Genomic DNA, 17,818 nt, shown 5'->3' on the forward strand with positions numbered 1-17,818 from the left:
CGGCGGGCAGTCCGTGGAGGTTGCTACTGCGTTACTTCCACAACGAACACTTCGATTCAGCCTTGGTCACATATGCTTGCGCACCGGGCACGGTGGCGACCACCTTGTAGTAATCCCATGGGTATTTCGACTCGGATGGCTTTTTGACTTCCATCAAATACATATCGTGCACCATGCGGCCATCGGGACGTACTTCGCCATTCTGGGTGAACATGTCGTTGATCTTGGTCTTTTTCAGGTAGGCCATGACCTTGTCCGTATCATCCGTGCCGACGGCCTTGACGGCTTTCAGGTAGTTCGCCGCGGCCGAATAGTCGGCCGCCTGCAGCATCGACGGCTCCTTCTTCATCTTGGCGAAATAGCGTTTCGACCAGGCGCGCGTTTCAGGATTCAAGTCCCAGTACCAGCCATCGGTCAGGTACATGCCCTGCGTCAGGTTCAGGCCCAGCGAATGGATGTCGTTGATGAAGATCAGCAAGCCGGCCAGTTTCATCGATTTCGTCAGGCCGAACTCGTTGGCCGCCTTGATGCTGTTGATGGCGTCGCCACCCGCATTGGCCAGACCGAGGATCTGCGGTTTGGCCGCTTGCGCCTGCAGCAGGAAGGACGAGAAATCCGAGGCGCCCAGCGGATGCTTGACGCTGCCCAGCACCTTGCCGCCGGCCGCCTTGACGACCTCGGCCGTGTCTTTTTCCAGCGAATGGCCAAACGCATAGTCGGCCGTCATGAAATACCAGTTCTTGCCGCCCTGCTTGACGATGGTGCCGCCCGTGCCGCGCGCCAGCGCCACTGTGTCGTAGGCGTAATGCACGGTGTACGGCGTGCACTCTTCATTCGTCAGGCGCGAGGAGCCGGCACCGATGGCAATGAAGATTTTTTTCTTTTCAGCCGCGACCTTGGCCATGGCCAGGCTGGCGCCGGAATTGGTGCCGCCGATCAGCATGTCGACGCCCTGCTGGTCGAACCATTCGCGTGCCTTCGAGGCGGCGATGTCGGCCTTGTTTTGATGGTCGGCGGAAATGAATTCCACCTTTTTGCCGGCCAGTACCACGCCGGCATCGGCGATCGCCATCTTGATGGCTTCCGCGCCACCGAGGCCGTCGACGTCGGAATACACGCCTGACATGTCGGAAATAAAACCGATCTTGATGGTATCGCCCGATACCTGGGCGTGCGCGGCGGCGGAAAAGCCCAGGGCGCAAAGAGTGGCAATGGCGATAGCGTTACGTTTCATAGTGTCTCCGTTGGGATTATTGTTTGCTATTTAAACGATTGCTCGACGACGATACGGAACTACATGGGCATTACACGCCAAGCAGCTCGGTCAATACCGGCATCTTGGCTTCCAGTTCGGATGCAGCAAAGGTCTCGACGATCTGACCGTGCTCCATCACATAAAACCGGTCCGCCAGCGGCGCGGCAAACCGGAAATTCTGTTCCACCATGACGATGGTGTAGCCCTTTTCCTTCAGGGTGGTAATCATGCGCGCCAGACCCTGCACGATGACGGGCGCCAGGCCCTCGGAAATTTCATCGAGCAGCAGCAAACGGGCGCCCGTGCGCAGGATGCGCGCCACGGCCAGCATCTGCTGCTCCCCGCCCGACAGGCGCGTGCCCTGGCTGTGGCGGCGCTCCTGCAAGTTCGGGAACATGGCGTAGATTTCCTCCACCGACATGCCCTTCTCGCCGCTGGCCAGGGTCGGCGGCAGCAGCAGGTTTTCCTCGGTCGACAGCGACGAGAAAATGCCGCGCTCTTCGGGACAATACCCGATGCCCAAGTGGGCGATTTTGTGCGTGGCCAAACCTATCGCTTCGCTGCCATTGACTTTGATAGAGCCCGTGCGTGCGCCCGTCAGCCCCATGATGGCGCGCAAGGTGGTCGTGCGGCCGGCGCCATTGCGGCCCAGCAAAGTCACCACTTCGCCCTGCTCCACTTTCAGATTGACGTCGTGCAGGATGTGCGATTCGCCATACCAGGTGTGCAGTTGCGAAATTTCCAGCGCGGGTGCGCCGCCATTTACTTGTGTCGCCATCAATGCGCCCCTTCCAGTTCGGCGTGGGTGGTGCCCATGTAGGCTTCCATCACTTGCGGATTGCGCGACACTTCCGCGTAACTGCCTTCGGCCAGCATGGCGCCGCGCTGCAGGACGGAAATCTTGTCGCAGATGCCAGAGACCACGCTCATATTGTGTTCCACCATCAAAATCGTGCGGCCAGCCGACACTTTTTTGATCAGCTCGGTGACGCGGTGCACGTCTTCATGGCCCATGCCTTGCGTCGGTTCATCGAGCAGCATCATTTCCGGCTCCATCGCCAGGGTGGTGGCGATTTCCAGCGCCCGCTTGCGTCCGTAGGGCATGTCGACCGTGATGGTGTCGGCAAACTCCGTCAGGTCGACTTCGGCCAGCAAGGCCATGGCACGGTCGTTGAGCTGGTTCAAGGCGCGTTCGCTTTGCCAGAAATGGAACGAGGTACCGAGCTGGCGCTGCAAGCCGATGCGCACATTCTGCAGCACGGACAGATGGGGGAAGACGGCGGAAATCTGGAAGGAACGGATCACGCCCATGCGCGCGATCTGGGCCGGTTTGGCGGCCGTGATATCTTTCCCATTGAACAGGATCTGTCCGGATGTGGGGACCAGGAATTTGGTGAGCAAGTTGAAACACGTGGTCTTGCCGGCGCCGTTAGGACCGATCAAGGCGTGGATATGGCCCCGCTCTACCTTCAGGTTCACCTCGCTCACAGCGGTGAAACCCTTGAATTCCTTGGTCAAATTTCTTGTTTCCAAGATTACGTTTGACATCGTGTCTCCTAGTTGTACTTTTTGTACTACTTAGTCATTTTTATAATACACAACTTAAATTTAACGCACAATACAGTATAACTACGGGGATTTTTCGCCAGCCCGAATGGCGCAAACTCGCACGCTTGCCCCGCTATTTCCAGGCCGCATGTATCATTTGCGCCGCTTTTTCCGCGATCATCACGGTGGGCGAGTTCGTGTTACCAGAAGTAATATACGGCATGATCGAGGCATCGACGACACGTAAACCATCTACGCCGATCACGCGCAAGGAGCTGTCGACCACGCTAGAGGCCTCGCTGGCCAGACCCATGCGGCAGGTGCCCACCGGGTGGAAGATGGTGGTGCCGATCTGGCTGGCCGCCTGCGCCAACTCCTCCTGGCTCTGGAATTGCACGCCCGGCTTGTATTCTTCGGGAGCGAATTTTTTCAGGGCCGGCGCGGCGGCGATGGCCCGCGTCAGGCGCAAGGCGTCGGCCGCCACGGCGCGGTCCTGCTCGGTACTCAGGTAATTGGGCACGATCTTCGGCGCCGCATAGCTGTCGGCGCTGGCGATGTGCACATGGCCGCGCGAAGTCGGGCGCAGATTACAGACGCTGGCCGTAAACGCGGGAAACGCGTGCAAGGGTTCGCCGAATTTGTCCAAGGACAAGGGTTGCACGTGGTATTGCAGGTTCGGCGTGGCTTGCCGCGGATCGGACTTGGCGAACGCGCCCAGCTGCGATGGCGCCATCGACATGGGCCCGCTCTGGAACAACGCATATTGCAAGCCGATCTGCATTTTTCCGACGATATTGCTGGCCATCACATTCAAGGTCTTGACGCCCTGCACCTTGTACACCATGCGCAGCTGCAGATGGTCTTGCAAATTGCCGCCCACGCCAGGCGAGTCCAACACGGGCGTGATGCCGTGTTCGCGCAGCAAGGCGGCCGGGCCGATGCCGGACAATTGCAGCAATTGGGGCGAACCGATGGCACCCGCCGTCAGCAAGGTTTCTCGTTTGGCCATCGCCTGCCACTGCGTGCCGCCGCCCGTAAACACGATGCCCGTGCAGCGCGGTCCCGACTCCGAAGCTTCAATCAATAGACGTTCCACGTGGCAGCCCGTCATGATGGTCAGGTTCGGGCGGCGCGCGGCCGGTTTCAAGAACGCTTTCGAGGTATTCCAGCGGATGCCGCGGCGTTGATTGACGTCGAAATATGCGCTGCCGCTATTGTCGCCGCCATTGAAATCGCTGGTTTTCGGGATGCCCACCTGCTGCGCCGCGTCGCGGAACGCATTCAAAATATCCCACGACAGGCGCTGTTTTTCCACGCGCCACTCGCCACCGACGCCATGGTTTTCCGATGCGCCGCCGTAATAATCCTCGCTTTGTTTAAACAGCGGCAAGACCTTGTCCCAGCGCCAGGAGGCGTCGTCCGTCAGGTCCGCCCAGTGATCGTAATCGCCGGCCTGGCCCCGCATGTAGATCATGCCGTTGATGGACGAGCTGCCGCCCAGCACTTTGCCGCGCGGATAGATCAGGCTGCGCCCGCCCAGGCCCGCGTCCGCCTGCGTGGAATACAGCCAGTCCGTGCGGGGATTGCCGATGCAATGCAGATAGCCGACGGGGATGTGGATCCACACGTAATCGTCCTTGCCGCCCGCTTCCACGAGCAAAACGTTGGCATCCTTGTCGCGCGTGAGCCGGTTGGCCAGCACGCAACCTGCCGTGCCGCCGCCCACGATGATGTAGTCGTATTCGCCTGCCGATTCCAATGAAGCTCCTTTCGGTATGCCATCAAGCTGTCGCGCGGCGTGTCTCCCCACCGCGTCCCTTTACCAGAGTCTGTCTTTCTTCATGCATGCATGGCTGCTGAGCCGCCTTGAGATTACCACCAGTGCCGGGCCAGGGCGACATTAATCGTGGCCAGCGATATGGGCGAGCGTCACGCTAAGCTCAAAAACAAGGCCGCCAAGCTGTGGATAACCGTATGGATATCCACAGGTACGATATGTGAGTAAACGAAAATTTTTTTGGACGCCTTTTTTTATCCCAAAACCATCCCCGGCAGATACAACCCTTACTCAGCGTTTATCCGTACGCCAAGCGATTGTTTACAAGGACAAATCAGGACTTATCCACAGAAGATGTCGCCGTTAACTACTATTACTATTCTTGTATACGATCTTGTTAAGGTAAACCGGACAACGCGCACTTTGTTTGCCCTTTCCTTCGGGAAGATTCACAAACCTGTCTTCAAAAAAAAAACGGCGAGCTGCTTTCACTGACAAAAAAAAATCGCGCCAACAACTGAGCAACGAAAACCGGCACGGCCGGCATCACGCGCACTGCACTGCCAAACCGTTTTGCAAAATGGAAACGTCAACCGTCCTGGCCAGGTATTCGGCCAAGAGACGGTGCGATGTCGAAAAGAGGGGGTATTTGAGACGATTGTGGATAAGTCACTTGATATCCACAGGATGACTTGTGAGTAAACACGAAGTTATGCGCAGGCCCGCATTTTATACAATTTTGCTCCTCGCGGGATACAGCGATTATGCACGCTTTATTTTGCGCGTAAACGGTTGATCCTGTTGAAAAAAAGTGACTTATCCACAGAAAAAAACGCGTTTACTATTACTATTATTTTTATATATAGCTCTATTGTAAAACGACAAAAAAAAGCGGAAGTCCGGGGATATTTCCAAAAAGCATGCAAAAACCGTCAAAAAAAAAGCCAACGGCAACAGTGCTACCCACTGCCAAACCGTCTTCCAGGAAGTACCTGGATGCCGATGTTCGTGAAAGAACAGCGTTCATGATCGCTCAGCTTCAATTGCCAGACAGGAGTCAGTACACACAAATCCCGTCAAACATGTCACTGCAGCAAGAAAAAACGCGATTTTTGCTTGCCGGTGTGGATAAGTGCCTGCATATCCACAGGATGAGATGTGGGAAAAGTCGATCTTTGTCCACAAGCCAATTTTTATCCCAAACAAGTCCTCGCTGGATACAATGCTTGTGCGCCTACTTTTTTGTGCGCTAAGTTGATGATTTTTCGATGGTATACCGACTTATCCACAAAAAAATGGCCGTTTACTATCACTACTATTTTTATGTATACATCTTTATTTAAAACACAGAGACAAACGCGTACGGTGGAAAAGTCACCGAAACGGCTGTTTTCACCCTGTAAACCGTTTTGCAATCTCAAAAACCTGTAAAAACAGCATGAATTCACACAAAAAAATGCGTTTAGGCATCATCAGTGCCTTGCACGAAGAACAGCAGGGGCTGGTAGAAGCCATGCAAGGCCCCCAGAGGCGTTCGCACGGCATGCGTGACTACACCCTGGGAACCCTGTGGAATATCGACGCTGTGTGCGTCCTGTCGCGTCTGGGCAAGGTTGCCGCTGCCATGACAGCTTCTATCCTTGTGGAAAAGTACGGAGTTACCCACATCGTCTTCACCGGCGTGGCCGGCAGTGGGGATAAACACGTGAAAGTGGGCGACATCGTGGTGGCCGAATCGCTGCTGCAGCATGATATGGACGCCCGACCTTTGTTTCCCCGCTTCGAAGTGCCGCTGACGGGACTGCAGCGCTTCGCCACGGATCTGGAACTGAGCACGCAACTGGCAGCTGCCGCGGAAGATTTCCTGCGTGACGATGTTTCCAGCGTGCTCAAGGCGGCCGATATCGCGGCATTTGGCTTGCAGCACGCCAAAGTACACCGCGGCCTGATCGCCAGCGGCGACCAGTTCATCGGCAGCGCCGCGCATATCAACCAGCTGAAAGCGGATATCCCTGACTTGCTGGCCGTCGAAATGGAAGGCGCCGCCGTGGCGCAAGTGTGTTTTGAACTCGGTGTGCCGTTTACGGTCATGCGCACCATTTCCGACAACGCCAACGAAGAGGCGGCCGTCGACTTCATGCGTTTCGTGCAATCCGTCGCTTCGCCGTATGCGTTTGCGGTGATTCAGCAGCTATGCCAGCGCCTGGCTGGCTGATGTTTCAGCTAGCGTGCATAAAAAAAGGGCAGAACCACTGGTTCTGCCCTTCCTTGTTAACTACCTGTTTAAAATTTAGACACTTAACATCATTAGACTCGCGTTACCACCGGCCGCCGTCGTATTCACGCACAGCGCCCGCTCAGCGACCAGGCGCCACAGGGGGATGGCACCGTCTTGCGTGGTGGCGATGGTGGCCACCAGGGCCCCTTCCCGTGCCGCCAGCAGCGGTTTGAGCTGGCCATCGAGGCTAGGCTCGATCATGGCGATCTGGAAATCCTGCTTGACCGACTCGAGGCTGCTGACGATCTGGATGCGGTCCTTCAGCGCGGCCGGCAAATCACCCGGGATCAGCTCCGGCGCTTGCGCCAGCACCAGGGCCTGGTTGCCGGTGGCCAGGACGGCCGCCAGCTGGTTCATCAAGGTGCCGGACGTGGCCGCCGCGCACAGAATAGTGCCCCGTGCGGCAAAACTCAGGGTATTGCGCTCGCCTGTCGGGCCTGGCAAGACGGTGGTGCTGCCCAGCAAGGTGGTGCGCGCATAGTCCTGCGCCAGCTGCTGTACCTTGTCGTGGCCATGCATCTTCGCCCACACGGTCAGCGCGTCGAGCGCGGGCGGCGCCTGGCGCTGGTGCTGCGCGCCGGCCGGCGCATTGCGCTGCAGGCGTTTCAGATACAGGGGGCCACCGGCTTTCGGTCCCGTGCCCGATTTGCCTTCGCCGCCGAACGGTTGCACGCCGACGACGGCGCCAACGATGTTACGGTTCACATAAATATTGCCCACGTGCGCGCGCTGGGTGATGAAAGCGATGGTTTCATCGATGCGCGTATGGATGCCCAGGGTCAAGCCGTAACCGCTGTCGTTGATCGATTGCACCAGTTGCGGCAGTTCGGCCCGCTTGTAGCGGATCACGTGCAGCACGGGGCCGAAGACTTCCTGCGTCAATTGCGCCAGCGACTTGATTTCCAGCACGGTCGGGGCAACGAACGTGCCTTTGACGGTCGGCAAATCGAGCGAATAATGGTCGATGGCCATGGTTTTCATCTTGTTGATGTGCGCCAGCAAGTTACCTTGCGCTTCCGCATCGATGACGGGACCGATATCGGTCGCCAGGCGGTCAGGATTGCCAACGCGCAATTCCTGCATGGCACCTTTCAGCATATGGATGGTCTTGTCGGCGATTTCCGTTTGCAGGAACAGCACGCGCAAGGCCGAGCAGCGCTGGCCGGCGCTGTCGAAAGCGGACGACATCACGTCCTGCACCACCTGTTCCGGCAAGGCCGACGAATCGACGATCAGCGCGTTCTGGCCGCCCGTTTCGGCGATCAGGGGAATGTCGATGCCTTCGGCCACGGCGCGCGCGGCCAAGTTGCGGTTGATCAATTGCGCCACTTCCGTCGAGCCCGTGAAAATCACGCCTTTCACGCGCGCGTCGTTGCACAGGCCGGCGCCAACCACTTCTCCGCTGCCGGGCAAGAATTGCAGTGCGCCGCGCGGCACGCCCGCCGCATGCAGCAATTGCACGGCGCGGTGGGCGATCAGCGGCGTTTGCTCGGCCGGCTTGGCCAGCACCACGTTGCCGGCGGCAAGCGCGGCCGCCAGCTGGCCCGTAAAGATGGCCAGCGGGAAGTTCCACGGGCTGATGCAGGTGACGGGACCGAGCGCCAGGGTGTTTGGCGCATGTTCCACCTGCGCCGCGTAATAGCGCAGGAAGTCGACGGCTTCGCGGATTTCCGCGATCGCGTTCGGCAGCGACTTGCCCGCTTCGCGCACGGCCAGGGCCATCAGCTCAATATGGTGTTCCTCGAACAGGTCGGCGGCGCGCAGCAACGCTTGCGCGCGGACCGACGGTTCCGTCATTTGCCAATCCATGGCATACGCGCTGGCGCTGGCCAGCGCCGTTTCCACGTCGGCCGGGCCGGCTTCCATGACCTTGCCCACGACATCGTCGTGCTGGGCCGGATTGTGGATGACTTGCATCGGCGTATTTAGGCTGACGGCGCCATCGATCAGCGGCGCCGCCTGCCATGTCTGCTGCTGCGCCAGGCCGGTGGCCAGGGTGCGCAAGGTGTCTTCATTCGACAGGTCCAGGCCGGCCGAGTTTCTGCGCTCGCTGCCAAACATGTCCAGCGGCAGCGGAATCGACGGGTGCGGCAAGCCGCCCTGCAGGCGTGCCTGTTCCAGCGGATCGCGGATCAGACTATCGATGGCCACGCTTTCGTCGACGATCTGGTTGACGAACGATGAGTTGGCGCCGTTTTCCAGCAGGCGGCGCACCAGGTAGGCCAGCAGGGTTTCATGCGAGCCGACGGGGGCGTAGATGCGGCACGGCTTGTCGAGATTGTCGGGGCCGACGACCTGGTCGTACAGGGTTTCGCCCATGCCGTGCAGGCACTGGAATTCATAATCGGTGATGCCGTCGCGTTTTGCCCAGGTATAGATGGTCGACAGGGTTTGCGCGTTGTGCGTGGCAAATTGCGGGTAGATCAGGCTGCTGGCAGCCAGCAGTTTTTGCGCACACACGAGGTAAGAGACATCCGTGTAGACCTTGCGCGTGTAGACGGGATAGCCTTCCTGGCCGTCAACCTGCGCGCGCTTGACTTCCGCATCCCAGTACGCGCCCTTGACCAGGCGCACCATGAACTTGCGGCCGCTGCGGTGCGCCAGGTCGATCAGGAAATCGATGGCGAACGGGCAGCGCTTTTGATACGCCTGCACCACGTAGCCGATGCCGTCGAAGCCGGCCAGGTCCGCATCGAACGCCAGTGCTTCCATCAGGTCCAGCGACAATTCCAGGCGATCCGTTTCTTCCGCATCGATATTGAAGCCGATGTTGTACTGTTTTGCCAGCAACAGCAGCGCTTTGACCTTCGGCAGCAATTCTTCCATGACGCGGGCGCGCTGGGCGCGGCTGTAGCGCGCGTGCAGGGCCGACAGTTTCACGGAAATGCCGGGGCCATTGCGGATGCCGCGCCCGTTCGACGCCTTGCCGATGGCGTGGATCGCCGTTTCGTACGAGGCGTAGTAGTTGGCCGCGTCGGCTTGCGTCAGGGCCGCCTCGCCCAGCATGTCGTACGAGTAGCGGTAGCCGCGCGTTTCATTCTCGCGGCTGTTTTTCAACGCTTCCTCGATGGTCTGGCCCGTGACGAACTGGTTGCCCAGCATGCGCATGGCCAGGTCGACGCCCTTGCGGATCAGCGGTTCGCCGCCTTTGGCGATGAGCTTGGTCATGGCCGAACCGAGGCCCGATTCGCTGCTGGTACTGACCAGTTTGCCCGTAATCAGCAAGCCCCAGGTGGCCGCGTTGACGAACAGCGACGGCGATTCGCCCAGGTGCTTCTTCCAGTCGCCCTTGCTGATTTTGTCGGCGATCAAACGGTCGGCCGTTTGACTGTCGGGTATACGCAACAGCGCTTCAGCCAGACACATCAATGCAACACCCTCTTCCGACGATAGCGAGAACTCGTGCATCAGTGCATCGACACCGGACGCGCGTGTGCGTTTTTGGCGCACGTTCGAGACCAGGCGGTGCGCCAGCGCTTGTCCTTCGGCGGTCGTTTCGGTGCTGCTGGGGCGCACTTGTTGCAACAGCCACTGCACGGCGGAAACCTCATCGCGCCTATAGGCGGCAGTGATGGCGGCGCGTTGGGGTGTCGCTTCGGGCAGGATTTCTGCCTGGAACGCAGCAAAAGGAATCGGGGTAAAAGCCGAGGGGCCTGCAGGGTGCATAAGTGCTCTTTACAAGGAAAAAAGGGACGAAAACTGACGTAATTCTTGCTCTTTTTTGGTGCAAAAAAATACAGAAAGTCGGACGTTAAGATGATTCGATTGTAAAGGGGATTCTTATGGATTAATTCTGGTAATACAGGGGACTAGCAATAGATAGTTTTTGATGCGACAATTTAACCAAATAATATTAATTTGGGGGTGATAGGAATGCTGGACAAGATCAGTAAGAAAATCTTGATGGAATTGCAGAGCGATGGACGCATCAGCAATGTGGAGCTGGCCGCGCGCGTGAACCTGTCGCCGGCCGCCTGCCTGGAGCGCGTGCGCAAGCTGCACGAATCCGGTTACATCATGGGCTATACGGCCCAGTTGAACCCGCAGCTGCTCGACGTGTCGCTGCTGGTGTTCATCGAAGTGGTGCTCGATCGCACGACGCCGGAAGTGTTCGACGCCTTCAAGCATAGCGTACAAATCATTCCAGAGGTACTGGAATGTCATATGGTGGCCGGCGGTTTCGATTACCTGGTCAAGGCGCGCGTCAAGGACATGGCCGCCTACCGCGAATTCCTGGGCAAGACGCTGTTGCAGAAAGGTGTGCGGGAAACCCACACTTATGCCGTCATGGAAGAGGTCAAAAACACCACCAAATTGCCAATTAAGTGACCTTGGTGTAGCCGCCCCACTTTTCTGATTGAGCTATCGGAACAAATGTTGTAGGGTAGAACCACAATTCTGCTATCCGGTAGCCGCCTGAAACGCCGCATAGACGTGACGTTCAGGGTGCAAGGCGGGCAATCGTGCCCACCCGCATACGGTTACAGCACGTCCCCTCAACGGGGGCGTGACGGGTTTGCGCAGCGGGGGACAAATGAAGCAGTTGCAGCATCAGCTGGTGCGTTTCTTTGTATTCACGATCCTGGCCATGGCCGTGGCCTGTTGCCTGGCCTATCTGCTGCTGCTCTCGGGCGGCGACCATCCGTATCTGATCGCCTGCGTGGCCGCCGCCATCGGCGCCGCGCTGCTGGCGTTCGCCGGCCGTCCGCGCGGCGAGCCGAGCTTGCACGAGTTCGCCGACACGGTGGGCAACGCCATCGACGCCATCATGATCGGCGCGGCGGAAACCTCGTATTTTGTCGATTCCGTCAAACAGAAGGTGGAACTCGACGTGCGCACGGCCAGCGACATCGCCGACAGTTCCGGACAGAACGCGGCGATGACGGAAAAGATCGCCGCGAATGCGGAACGGGCCGCCAAGGTGGCCGCCGGTGTGCGTGTGGAAAGCGTGGCGGCGCGCGCCGAAGTGGACCAGGGCTTGCGCCGCATCAATCATGCACGCGAGGAAGCGCAAGGGGCCTCCAGCAACATGCTGAGCTTGCAGGAAAAATCCAAACGCATCACCGGCTTTACGGAAGCCATTTCCGATATTTCCGCGCGCACCAACTTGCTGGCGCTGAACGCCGCCATCGAAGCGGCGCGCGCCGGCGAGCACGGGCGCGGTTTTGCCGTGGTGGCCGGCGAAGTGCGGCAACTGGCGCAGCGCACCAAGGAAGCGTCCGATGAAATCAGCGTGATGGTGCGTGAAATCAATGAACAGGCGGAAAAAGCCGCACGTGGCATGAGTTCGCTGGCGACCGGTGTCACAGAAGCGGCGCGCAATGTGGAAAGCGTGCATGCCTCGCTCAGCCATATCGAGGAATCGTCGGGCGAGTCCGAGGACGAGATCGGGCAAATCGCCCGCGCCTCGCGCGAACACGTCGACACGACGCAGCTGATCGCCGACGCCATCCTGCAAATCCGCGACAGCATGTTGTCGACGAATGCGGAATTGCCGCGCGCCACGCAGTCGGCCATGGCCCTGGCCGAGCGGGCCGAAGTGATCGCCGGCGCGCTGGGCGAATCGAGCGTGGCGACGCCGCACGACGAGATCCGCGAGGCGGCCCAGCGCGCCGCGCGCGAAGTGGGCAAACTGTTCGAGCAGGCGATCGCCTCGGGGCGCATCACGCGCGAAGCCCTGTTCGACCGCCACTACCGCCCCATCCCGAACACCAATCCGCCCAAGCACAACACCAAGTTCGATGCCTTTACGGACAAGGTGCTGCCCGACCTGCAGGAAGGCGTGCTGGCCGCATTACCCCATCTGGCGTATGCGGGCGCCGTCGACAACAATGGCTATTTTCCAACGCATAACAAGAAGTTTTCCCAGCCGCTGACGGGCGACTACGCCACCGATATCGTGAATAACCGCACCAAGCGCATCTTCAGCGACCGCACGGGCAAGCGCTGCGGCAGCAACACCAAGCCCTTCCTGTTGCAGACCTATAAACGCGACACGGGCGAAGTCATGCACGATTTATCCGTGCCGATTCACGTCGAGGGCAAGCACTGGGGCGGTTTCAGAATCGGTTATCGGTCCAGCAATCACGCATAAAAAAAACGCCTGAGACATCAGGCGTTTTTTTTGTTACGTACAGGTGTTATTCGACGTGCGGCTTGGGCGCCACGCCGCCGCCGGCCGCCGTGGCCGTGCGCAGGGTGGGCGTGTTCATGCTTTCCAGGTGATTGCGCAGCCATTTGTGGGCGGGGCTGCGGGCGTCGCGTTCGTGCCACAGCATGTCCAGGTGGACGGCCGGCAGGGTCAACGGCAAATCCTTGTACAGCAGAGACTCCGTCATGCCCGTCGAGGCGATCAGATGGCGCGGCAAGACCGTGATCAGGTCGGAATTGGCGACGACGCGCCCGGCCGTGAAGAACTGGTTGACCGTCAACAAAATGCGCCGTTCGCGGTGGATCTGCGACAGCGCCTCGTCGATCAAGCCATGCGCGCGGCCGGAAAAGCTCACCAGTAAATGGTTGGCCGCGCAATAGTTATCCAGGGTCAATTCCTTGTCGGCCAGCGGATGGCCGCGCCGCATCACGCATACATATTTGCCGGAATACAGGCGCTCGTGGCGAATGGGCGAACCCGTCTCGCTCGACAATTGCGCCGCCACGCCCGGAAAGAAGCCCACGGCCAGGTCGATATCGCCGCGCAGCAACATCGGGCGCGGTTCGCGCGTGGTCAGCGGCATCATGCGCACGTTGACACCAGGCGCTTCGCGTTCGATCGAGCGCATCAATGAAGGCAGCCAGAACGCGGCCGTCGCGTCGGCCATGGCCATGCGGAAGGTGGCGTGGGTCTTCGACACGTCGAAAGTTTCCGGCGTGACAGCCGCTTCCAGGCTGGCCAGGGCCGAGCGTACGGACGGCCACAGCGCTTCGGCGCGGGGCGTGGGTTTCACGCCATACGCCGTGCGGATCAGCAATTCGTCACCGAGGCTCTCGCGCAGGCGTTTGATGGCGTTCGATACCGCCGGCTGCGTCATCGCCAGGTGGCCCGCTGCGCGCGTCAGGTTTTGTTCCGTCATGACGGCGTCGAAAACACGCAGCAAGTTCAGATCCAGCGTCAGAAAACTCATGGAAAGCCCAAGATAAAAGTTGAATTGATTACTTAAAATTGATTACTTAGGAGTGTAAACCGCGCCGGGCACGAATATTTTCACTCGTTAAAAAATATTACAGTTTCCATTCACGATTCATATAATTGGTATCAAGAAATGGAATTAGATTTATATGTTGCACTGCACTATAGTACTGGCAAATTCTATAATGCACTGGAACAGTATGTCTACCTTCGCCTCCGCCCTGTACGCAGTATCCGCACCCGTGCTGGAGATTTCCCTGCTGAACGCCCTGCAACTCGTGCTGGTGATCGTTGCCGTGGGCGCCTTCGCCCTGCTGTTCAAGCCATTGCTGGTGGGCATTGCCCGCGCCATGGTGCTGGTGGTGCGTCCCAAGCTGAGCCGCGAAGAGCGTTTGGCGCGCCAGCAGATGCGCGAAGCGCAAGCCTTGCAGCGTACCTTGGGCAAGATGGATGGCGTGTCGCCAAGCAACGCCGCCGAATTGCGCGCCCTGTCGACGCGCGCCTGAGCGATCAACTGTTGCAAATGATAAGCCGGCCTGCGCCGGCTTTTTTTACGCCCGCCGCCAGCCGATTACGCCACGTCGCCCAGCAAATGCGCGCGTAACACCGTGTCGGCCGGATGGGCGCCGATCCAGATTTTCAGCAGCGCATTGTAAAAAGCCAGGTCCGGCACCATGTCGCCCACCTGTTTGCCGTTCAGCTTGCACAAGGTCCCCTCTTCCGGCAGCCAGTCCACGGTGAGGATGTCGCCCTTTTTCAGCCCGGGCACCGTTTCGAACATGGCGCCGAACTGCATCGTCTGGCTCAGCAGGCGCGTGCGGTCGGCCTGGTCGGAACTGCGCTTCAAGCCCTGCATGAACGCTTGTCCCAGCTCGTCGGAAGTGATGTCGCGCAGCATGACGATTTCCAGGCGGCGCGGCCCGGGCAGTGCCAGGATGTCGGACAGCTGGGTTTTCTTTTCCGGCAGGTACAGCGCAATCGTGTAGACCTTGAAGATGACCTTGTAGCGCACGCCGGCGCCGTTGAGTTTTAATTCGCGGCTGGCCAGCTGCACCGTGTCGTCCAGCTTGACGCCGCCCACCTCGACGGCCAGCGCAGGTTGCGCCAGGGCGGCGCACAGGCCCGCGCACAGGCAGGCGGCGGCCAGGGAGCGGCCCCAACGGGATGTGCGTATTTGCATCTTCTGCCTCCGTAGAGAAACATGTGCTGTGGATAAGTCCGCACAAGCACACAGTGTAGAACAGTTGGCAGAAGCTGGCGCCACGCAGAAGTGGCGAGGAAGAAATGCTTAGGGTTTGGCGGCAGGCAGTTCCGCCTGCAGGCGTTCGTACTTGGCCATCAATTGCTCCGGGCTTTCGCGCCAGGCGGGATTGAAGGGGATGCAGCTGACAGGGCACACTTGCTGGCATTGCGGCTCGTCAAAGTGCCCCACGCATTCAGTGCACTTGTTGGGATCGATTTCGTAGATTTCCGCGCCCATGTAGATCGCGTCATTCGGGCACTCGGGCTCGCAAATGTCGCAATTGATGCATTCGTCGGTGATCAGTAATGCCATGATTTCACTCTTACTTATTGCGATGAGGCAGCGTTGGCGGCAATCTTGTTTTGCAGCCAGCGGTTCACCGAGGGGAAGACAAACTTGGAGACGTCGCCGCCCAGCGCCGCGATTTCGCGCACGATGGTGCCCGAAATGAACTGGTACTGGTCGGATGGCGTCAGGAACATGGTTTCGACATCGGGCAGCAGGTAGCGGTTCATGCCCGCCATCTGGAATTCGTATTCGAAGTCGGAGACGGCGCGCAAGCCGCGCACGATGACCCGCGCTTCATGCTTGCGCACGAAATCCTTGAGCAGGCCGGAAAAGCTTTCCACTTGCACATTCGGATAGTGACCGAGCACTTCGTTGGCGATTTCCAGGCGTTCGTCGAGCGAGAAAAACGGCTGCTTGTTCTTGCTGTCGGCCACACCGACGATCAGCTTGTCAAACAGACCCGATGCGCGGCGCACCAAATCTTCATGACCGCGCGTGAGCGGATCGAATGTTCCTGGATAAACGGCTACAACCATTGCGGCTCCCTGATGATGCACCAATATAGACGCGCATTATGCCTGAAATTGGTGACTACCTTGGTGCTGCGCCTCGGGCCAGGGAGCTTTTTTGCCTCATTTATAGGCAGATTCAGGCAGTTGCCGACACTTTGTTGTAAGTTAGCAAATGATAATAAACGGTGCCCGCCTTGTCGGCGCGGATGACTTCCCACGGCGCCATCCACTCGGGCTTTTCCAGTGCGCTGGCTTCATCGAAGACCAGCGGCAAGCCCGATTCCGCGTACACAATGCCGCCTTCCTTGAGCAGGTTGGCGCACATCGGCAACACTTTCGCCAGGAAATCCTGCTGGTAAGGCGGATCGAGGAAGATCAGGTCGTAACGCTGGCCGCGCGCTGCCAGGCCTTGCGCCGTCAGCAGGGCGTCGCCGCGCAGCAATTGCACATTGTCGGCGCGCAATTTCGTCTTGTTTTCTTCCAGCTGGCGGATCACGGGCGTATGCGTATCGACCATGGTGACGGATGCCGCGCCGCGGCTGGCCGCTTCGAAGCCCAGTGCGCCGCTGCCGGCGAACAGGTCCAGCACCTGGGCGTTGGCCCAGTCGCCGTCGCGCAAGTGGTTGATCCAGTTGAACACGGTTTCGCGCACGCGGTCCGGTGTCGGGCGCAAGCCCAGTGCCTGCAAAACAGGCAGCACGGAGCGCTTCCACTGGCCGCCGATGATGCGCACCTGGTTCGGTGGCGGCGCGTGGTGGACGGGGACTTTGGCGGGTTTCTTGATCTTTTTTTGCATGTGGATTTCTTCAATTCGATGGCGGCCACTATAGCATATGGCCCCATCCCCCCTGCTGGCGCTGGCTGTCTATTTGGCTTGCGTGGCCAGGGAATTGAAATCGTCGATCCAGCCCTGCATGCGCTTGACGGCATGGGCTTTTTGCGCCGGTGTGGCGATCTTGATCACCGTCATGACCATCTGCGCCGTGCTGCTTTCGTAGGCGTCAAAAAAGGCCTTGCGCTCCGAGTGTTCCAGGCGCTCGAAACTGTCCTTGATCAGGGTCGTGATCAAGGCTGCGGCCGCTTCCTTGCCGAGTTTTTCTTGGTGGACTTTCTTGACCAGGGTCAACACATTCTGCTGGCGCCGCATGCGTTCGTCGAGCCAGATCTCATTGTTCAGCGGACGCGCGTCGGACGCCTTGCGGATGATGGCTTCCTGCTCGCTGCTGAAGCTGCCGAACCACAGTTCGAATTGCTCCATGGCTTTCTTGTAGCGCAGTTTTTGGCGCTTGTCCTGGTCGCCGCTCAGGTATTTCTTGCGGTAATCGTCATTGTTCGACTTGAACTTCTTTTCCATCTGCGCGATCTGCTCGGGCTTGAGCGAGCGCGCCAGGTCGGCCAGCTCGGGCGCCGCCTTCAGCAGCAGCGCCTGGGTGCGCTGCTTGATCTCGCTATAGTCGGCCATCAGGTCTGCCTGCGTGATATTGCCTTGCAGCTGTTTCTGGCCCGTGCGCAGGATTTCCACGTAATCCTTCAATTGCGTCTTGCGGTGCCAGTCGAACAGCTTGTCGATGTCTTCGCGCACCCAGCCCTTCTGGTCGCGGTCGAGGTCGACATACGCGTTCAGCCACCAGTACAGCACGGTATCGCCGTTGTTGTAGGCCAGGCGCAAGCCGCTGCAGCCGGCCATGACGACGAGCATGATGGCCAGCACGGCATAAGTAAACCGCTGGAAGGACGTGGAAGACGGGGCCTGCGTGTTAAACTTTTTCATATTCTTAACTTATAAAATTA

At 59.0% G+C, this 17,818-nt stretch carries 15 protein-coding genes; 4 read left to right on the top strand and 11 right to left on the bottom strand.

Annotation, left to right across the window (positions count from 1 at the left end):
• Positions 1-31 precede the first annotated feature (31 nt).
• The 4 genes from JAB8_RS06360 to JAB8_RS06375 all read right to left on the bottom strand — a co-directional run bounded on the left by JAB8_RS06360 (position 32) and on the right by JAB8_RS06375 (position 4,562).
• Positions 32-1,234: an ABC transporter substrate-binding protein gene (locus tag JAB8_RS06360; RefSeq protein ID WP_070288906.1), complete on the bottom strand. Its 1,203-nt coding sequence runs from the start codon at positions 1,232-1,234 to the stop codon at positions 32-34.
• 70 nt (positions 1,235-1,304) lie between these two features.
• On the bottom strand, positions 1,305-2,033 hold the full coding sequence (locus JAB8_RS06365) for an ABC transporter ATP-binding protein (protein WP_070288907.1): 729 nt from the start codon (positions 2,031-2,033) through the stop codon (positions 1,305-1,307).
• On the bottom strand, positions 2,033-2,803 hold the full coding sequence (locus tag JAB8_RS06370) for an ABC transporter ATP-binding protein (RefSeq protein ID WP_035823437.1): 771 nt from the start codon (positions 2,801-2,803) through the stop codon (positions 2,033-2,035). Before JAB8_RS06370 ends, JAB8_RS06365 begins: the two co-directional genes overlap by 1 nt.
• A 133-nt stretch (positions 2,804-2,936) precedes the next feature.
• Entirely contained in the window at positions 2,937-4,562 is a 1,626-nt protein-coding gene (locus tag JAB8_RS06375) for a GMC family oxidoreductase N-terminal domain-containing protein (RefSeq protein WP_070288908.1), read from the bottom strand.
• A 1,456-nt stretch (positions 4,563-6,018) separates the two neighbouring features.
• On the opposite strand from JAB8_RS06375, the gene JAB8_RS06380 reads away from it, so the two are divergent.
• Positions 6,019-6,795 carry a 5'-methylthioadenosine/adenosylhomocysteine nucleosidase gene (locus JAB8_RS06380; protein ID WP_070288909.1) on the top strand — a complete coding sequence of 259 codons (777 nt, stop codon included), beginning with the start codon at positions 6,019-6,021 and terminating at the stop codon, positions 6,793-6,795.
• Positions 6,796-6,870: 75 nt separating this feature from the next.
• On the opposite strand, the gene putA is transcribed toward JAB8_RS06380, so the two are convergent.
• On the bottom strand, positions 6,871-10,524 hold the full coding sequence (gene putA / locus JAB8_RS06385) for a trifunctional transcriptional regulator/proline dehydrogenase/L-glutamate gamma-semialdehyde dehydrogenase (protein ID WP_070288910.1): 3,654 nt from the start codon (positions 10,522-10,524) through the stop codon (positions 6,871-6,873).
• A 207-nt stretch (positions 10,525-10,731) separates the two neighbouring features.
• Here putA and JAB8_RS06390 point away from each other — a divergent pair, with 207 nt between their 5' ends.
• A complete protein-coding gene (locus JAB8_RS06390) occupies positions 10,732-11,187 on the top strand; it encodes an Lrp/AsnC ligand binding domain-containing protein (RefSeq protein ID WP_010393827.1) in 456 nt (151 codons plus the stop codon).
• A 205-nt stretch (positions 11,188-11,392) separates the two neighbouring features.
• On the top strand, positions 11,393-12,952 hold the full coding sequence (locus JAB8_RS06395) for a methyl-accepting chemotaxis protein (RefSeq protein WP_070288911.1): 1,560 nt from the start codon (positions 11,393-11,395) through the stop codon (positions 12,950-12,952).
• A gap of 46 nt (positions 12,953-12,998) precedes the next feature.
• Here JAB8_RS06395 and JAB8_RS06400 read toward each other — a convergent pair whose 3' ends face one another.
• Positions 12,999-13,979, bottom strand: coding sequence for a LysR family transcriptional regulator (locus JAB8_RS06400; protein ID WP_034783859.1), 981 nt, complete (start codon positions 13,977-13,979; stop codon positions 12,999-13,001).
• Between the two features lie 205 nt (positions 13,980-14,184).
• Between JAB8_RS06400 and JAB8_RS06405 the strand changes: the two genes are divergently transcribed.
• Positions 14,185-14,490, top strand: a complete 306-nt coding sequence (locus tag JAB8_RS06405; RefSeq protein ID WP_070218913.1) for a hypothetical protein — start codon at positions 14,185-14,187, stop codon at positions 14,488-14,490.
• A gap of 65 nt (positions 14,491-14,555) precedes the next feature.
• Here the strand turns inward: JAB8_RS06405 and JAB8_RS06410 are convergent, their stop codons facing one another.
• From JAB8_RS06410 to JAB8_RS06430, 5 genes are all read right to left on the bottom strand, one after another.
• Positions 14,556-15,164, bottom strand: a complete 609-nt coding sequence (locus tag JAB8_RS06410; RefSeq protein ID WP_070288912.1) for a chalcone isomerase family protein — start codon at positions 15,162-15,164, stop codon at positions 14,556-14,558.
• 108 nt (positions 15,165-15,272) lie between these two features.
• A complete protein-coding gene (locus JAB8_RS06415) occupies positions 15,273-15,539 on the bottom strand; it encodes a YfhL family 4Fe-4S dicluster ferredoxin (RefSeq protein WP_070218911.1) in 267 nt (88 codons plus the stop codon).
• A 14-nt stretch (positions 15,540-15,553) separates the two neighbouring features.
• Entirely contained in the window at positions 15,554-16,051 is a 498-nt protein-coding gene (gene coaD / locus JAB8_RS06420; protein WP_034752633.1) for a pantetheine-phosphate adenylyltransferase, read from the bottom strand.
• A gap of 112 nt (positions 16,052-16,163) precedes the next feature.
• Positions 16,164-16,823: a 16S rRNA (guanine(966)-N(2))-methyltransferase RsmD gene (rsmD, locus tag JAB8_RS06425; protein ID WP_070288913.1), complete on the bottom strand. Its 660-nt coding sequence runs from the start codon at positions 16,821-16,823 to the stop codon at positions 16,164-16,166.
• 69 nt (positions 16,824-16,892) lie between these two features.
• Positions 16,893-17,798, bottom strand: coding sequence for a DUF6279 family lipoprotein (locus tag JAB8_RS06430; RefSeq protein WP_175445161.1), 906 nt, complete (start codon positions 17,796-17,798; stop codon positions 16,893-16,895).
• Between the last annotated feature and the right edge of the window lie 20 nt (positions 17,799-17,818).

It is taken from the genome of Janthinobacterium sp. HH106, assembly GCF_001758725.1.
Lineage (GTDB): Bacteria > Pseudomonadota > Gammaproteobacteria > Burkholderiales > Burkholderiaceae_D > Janthinobacterium.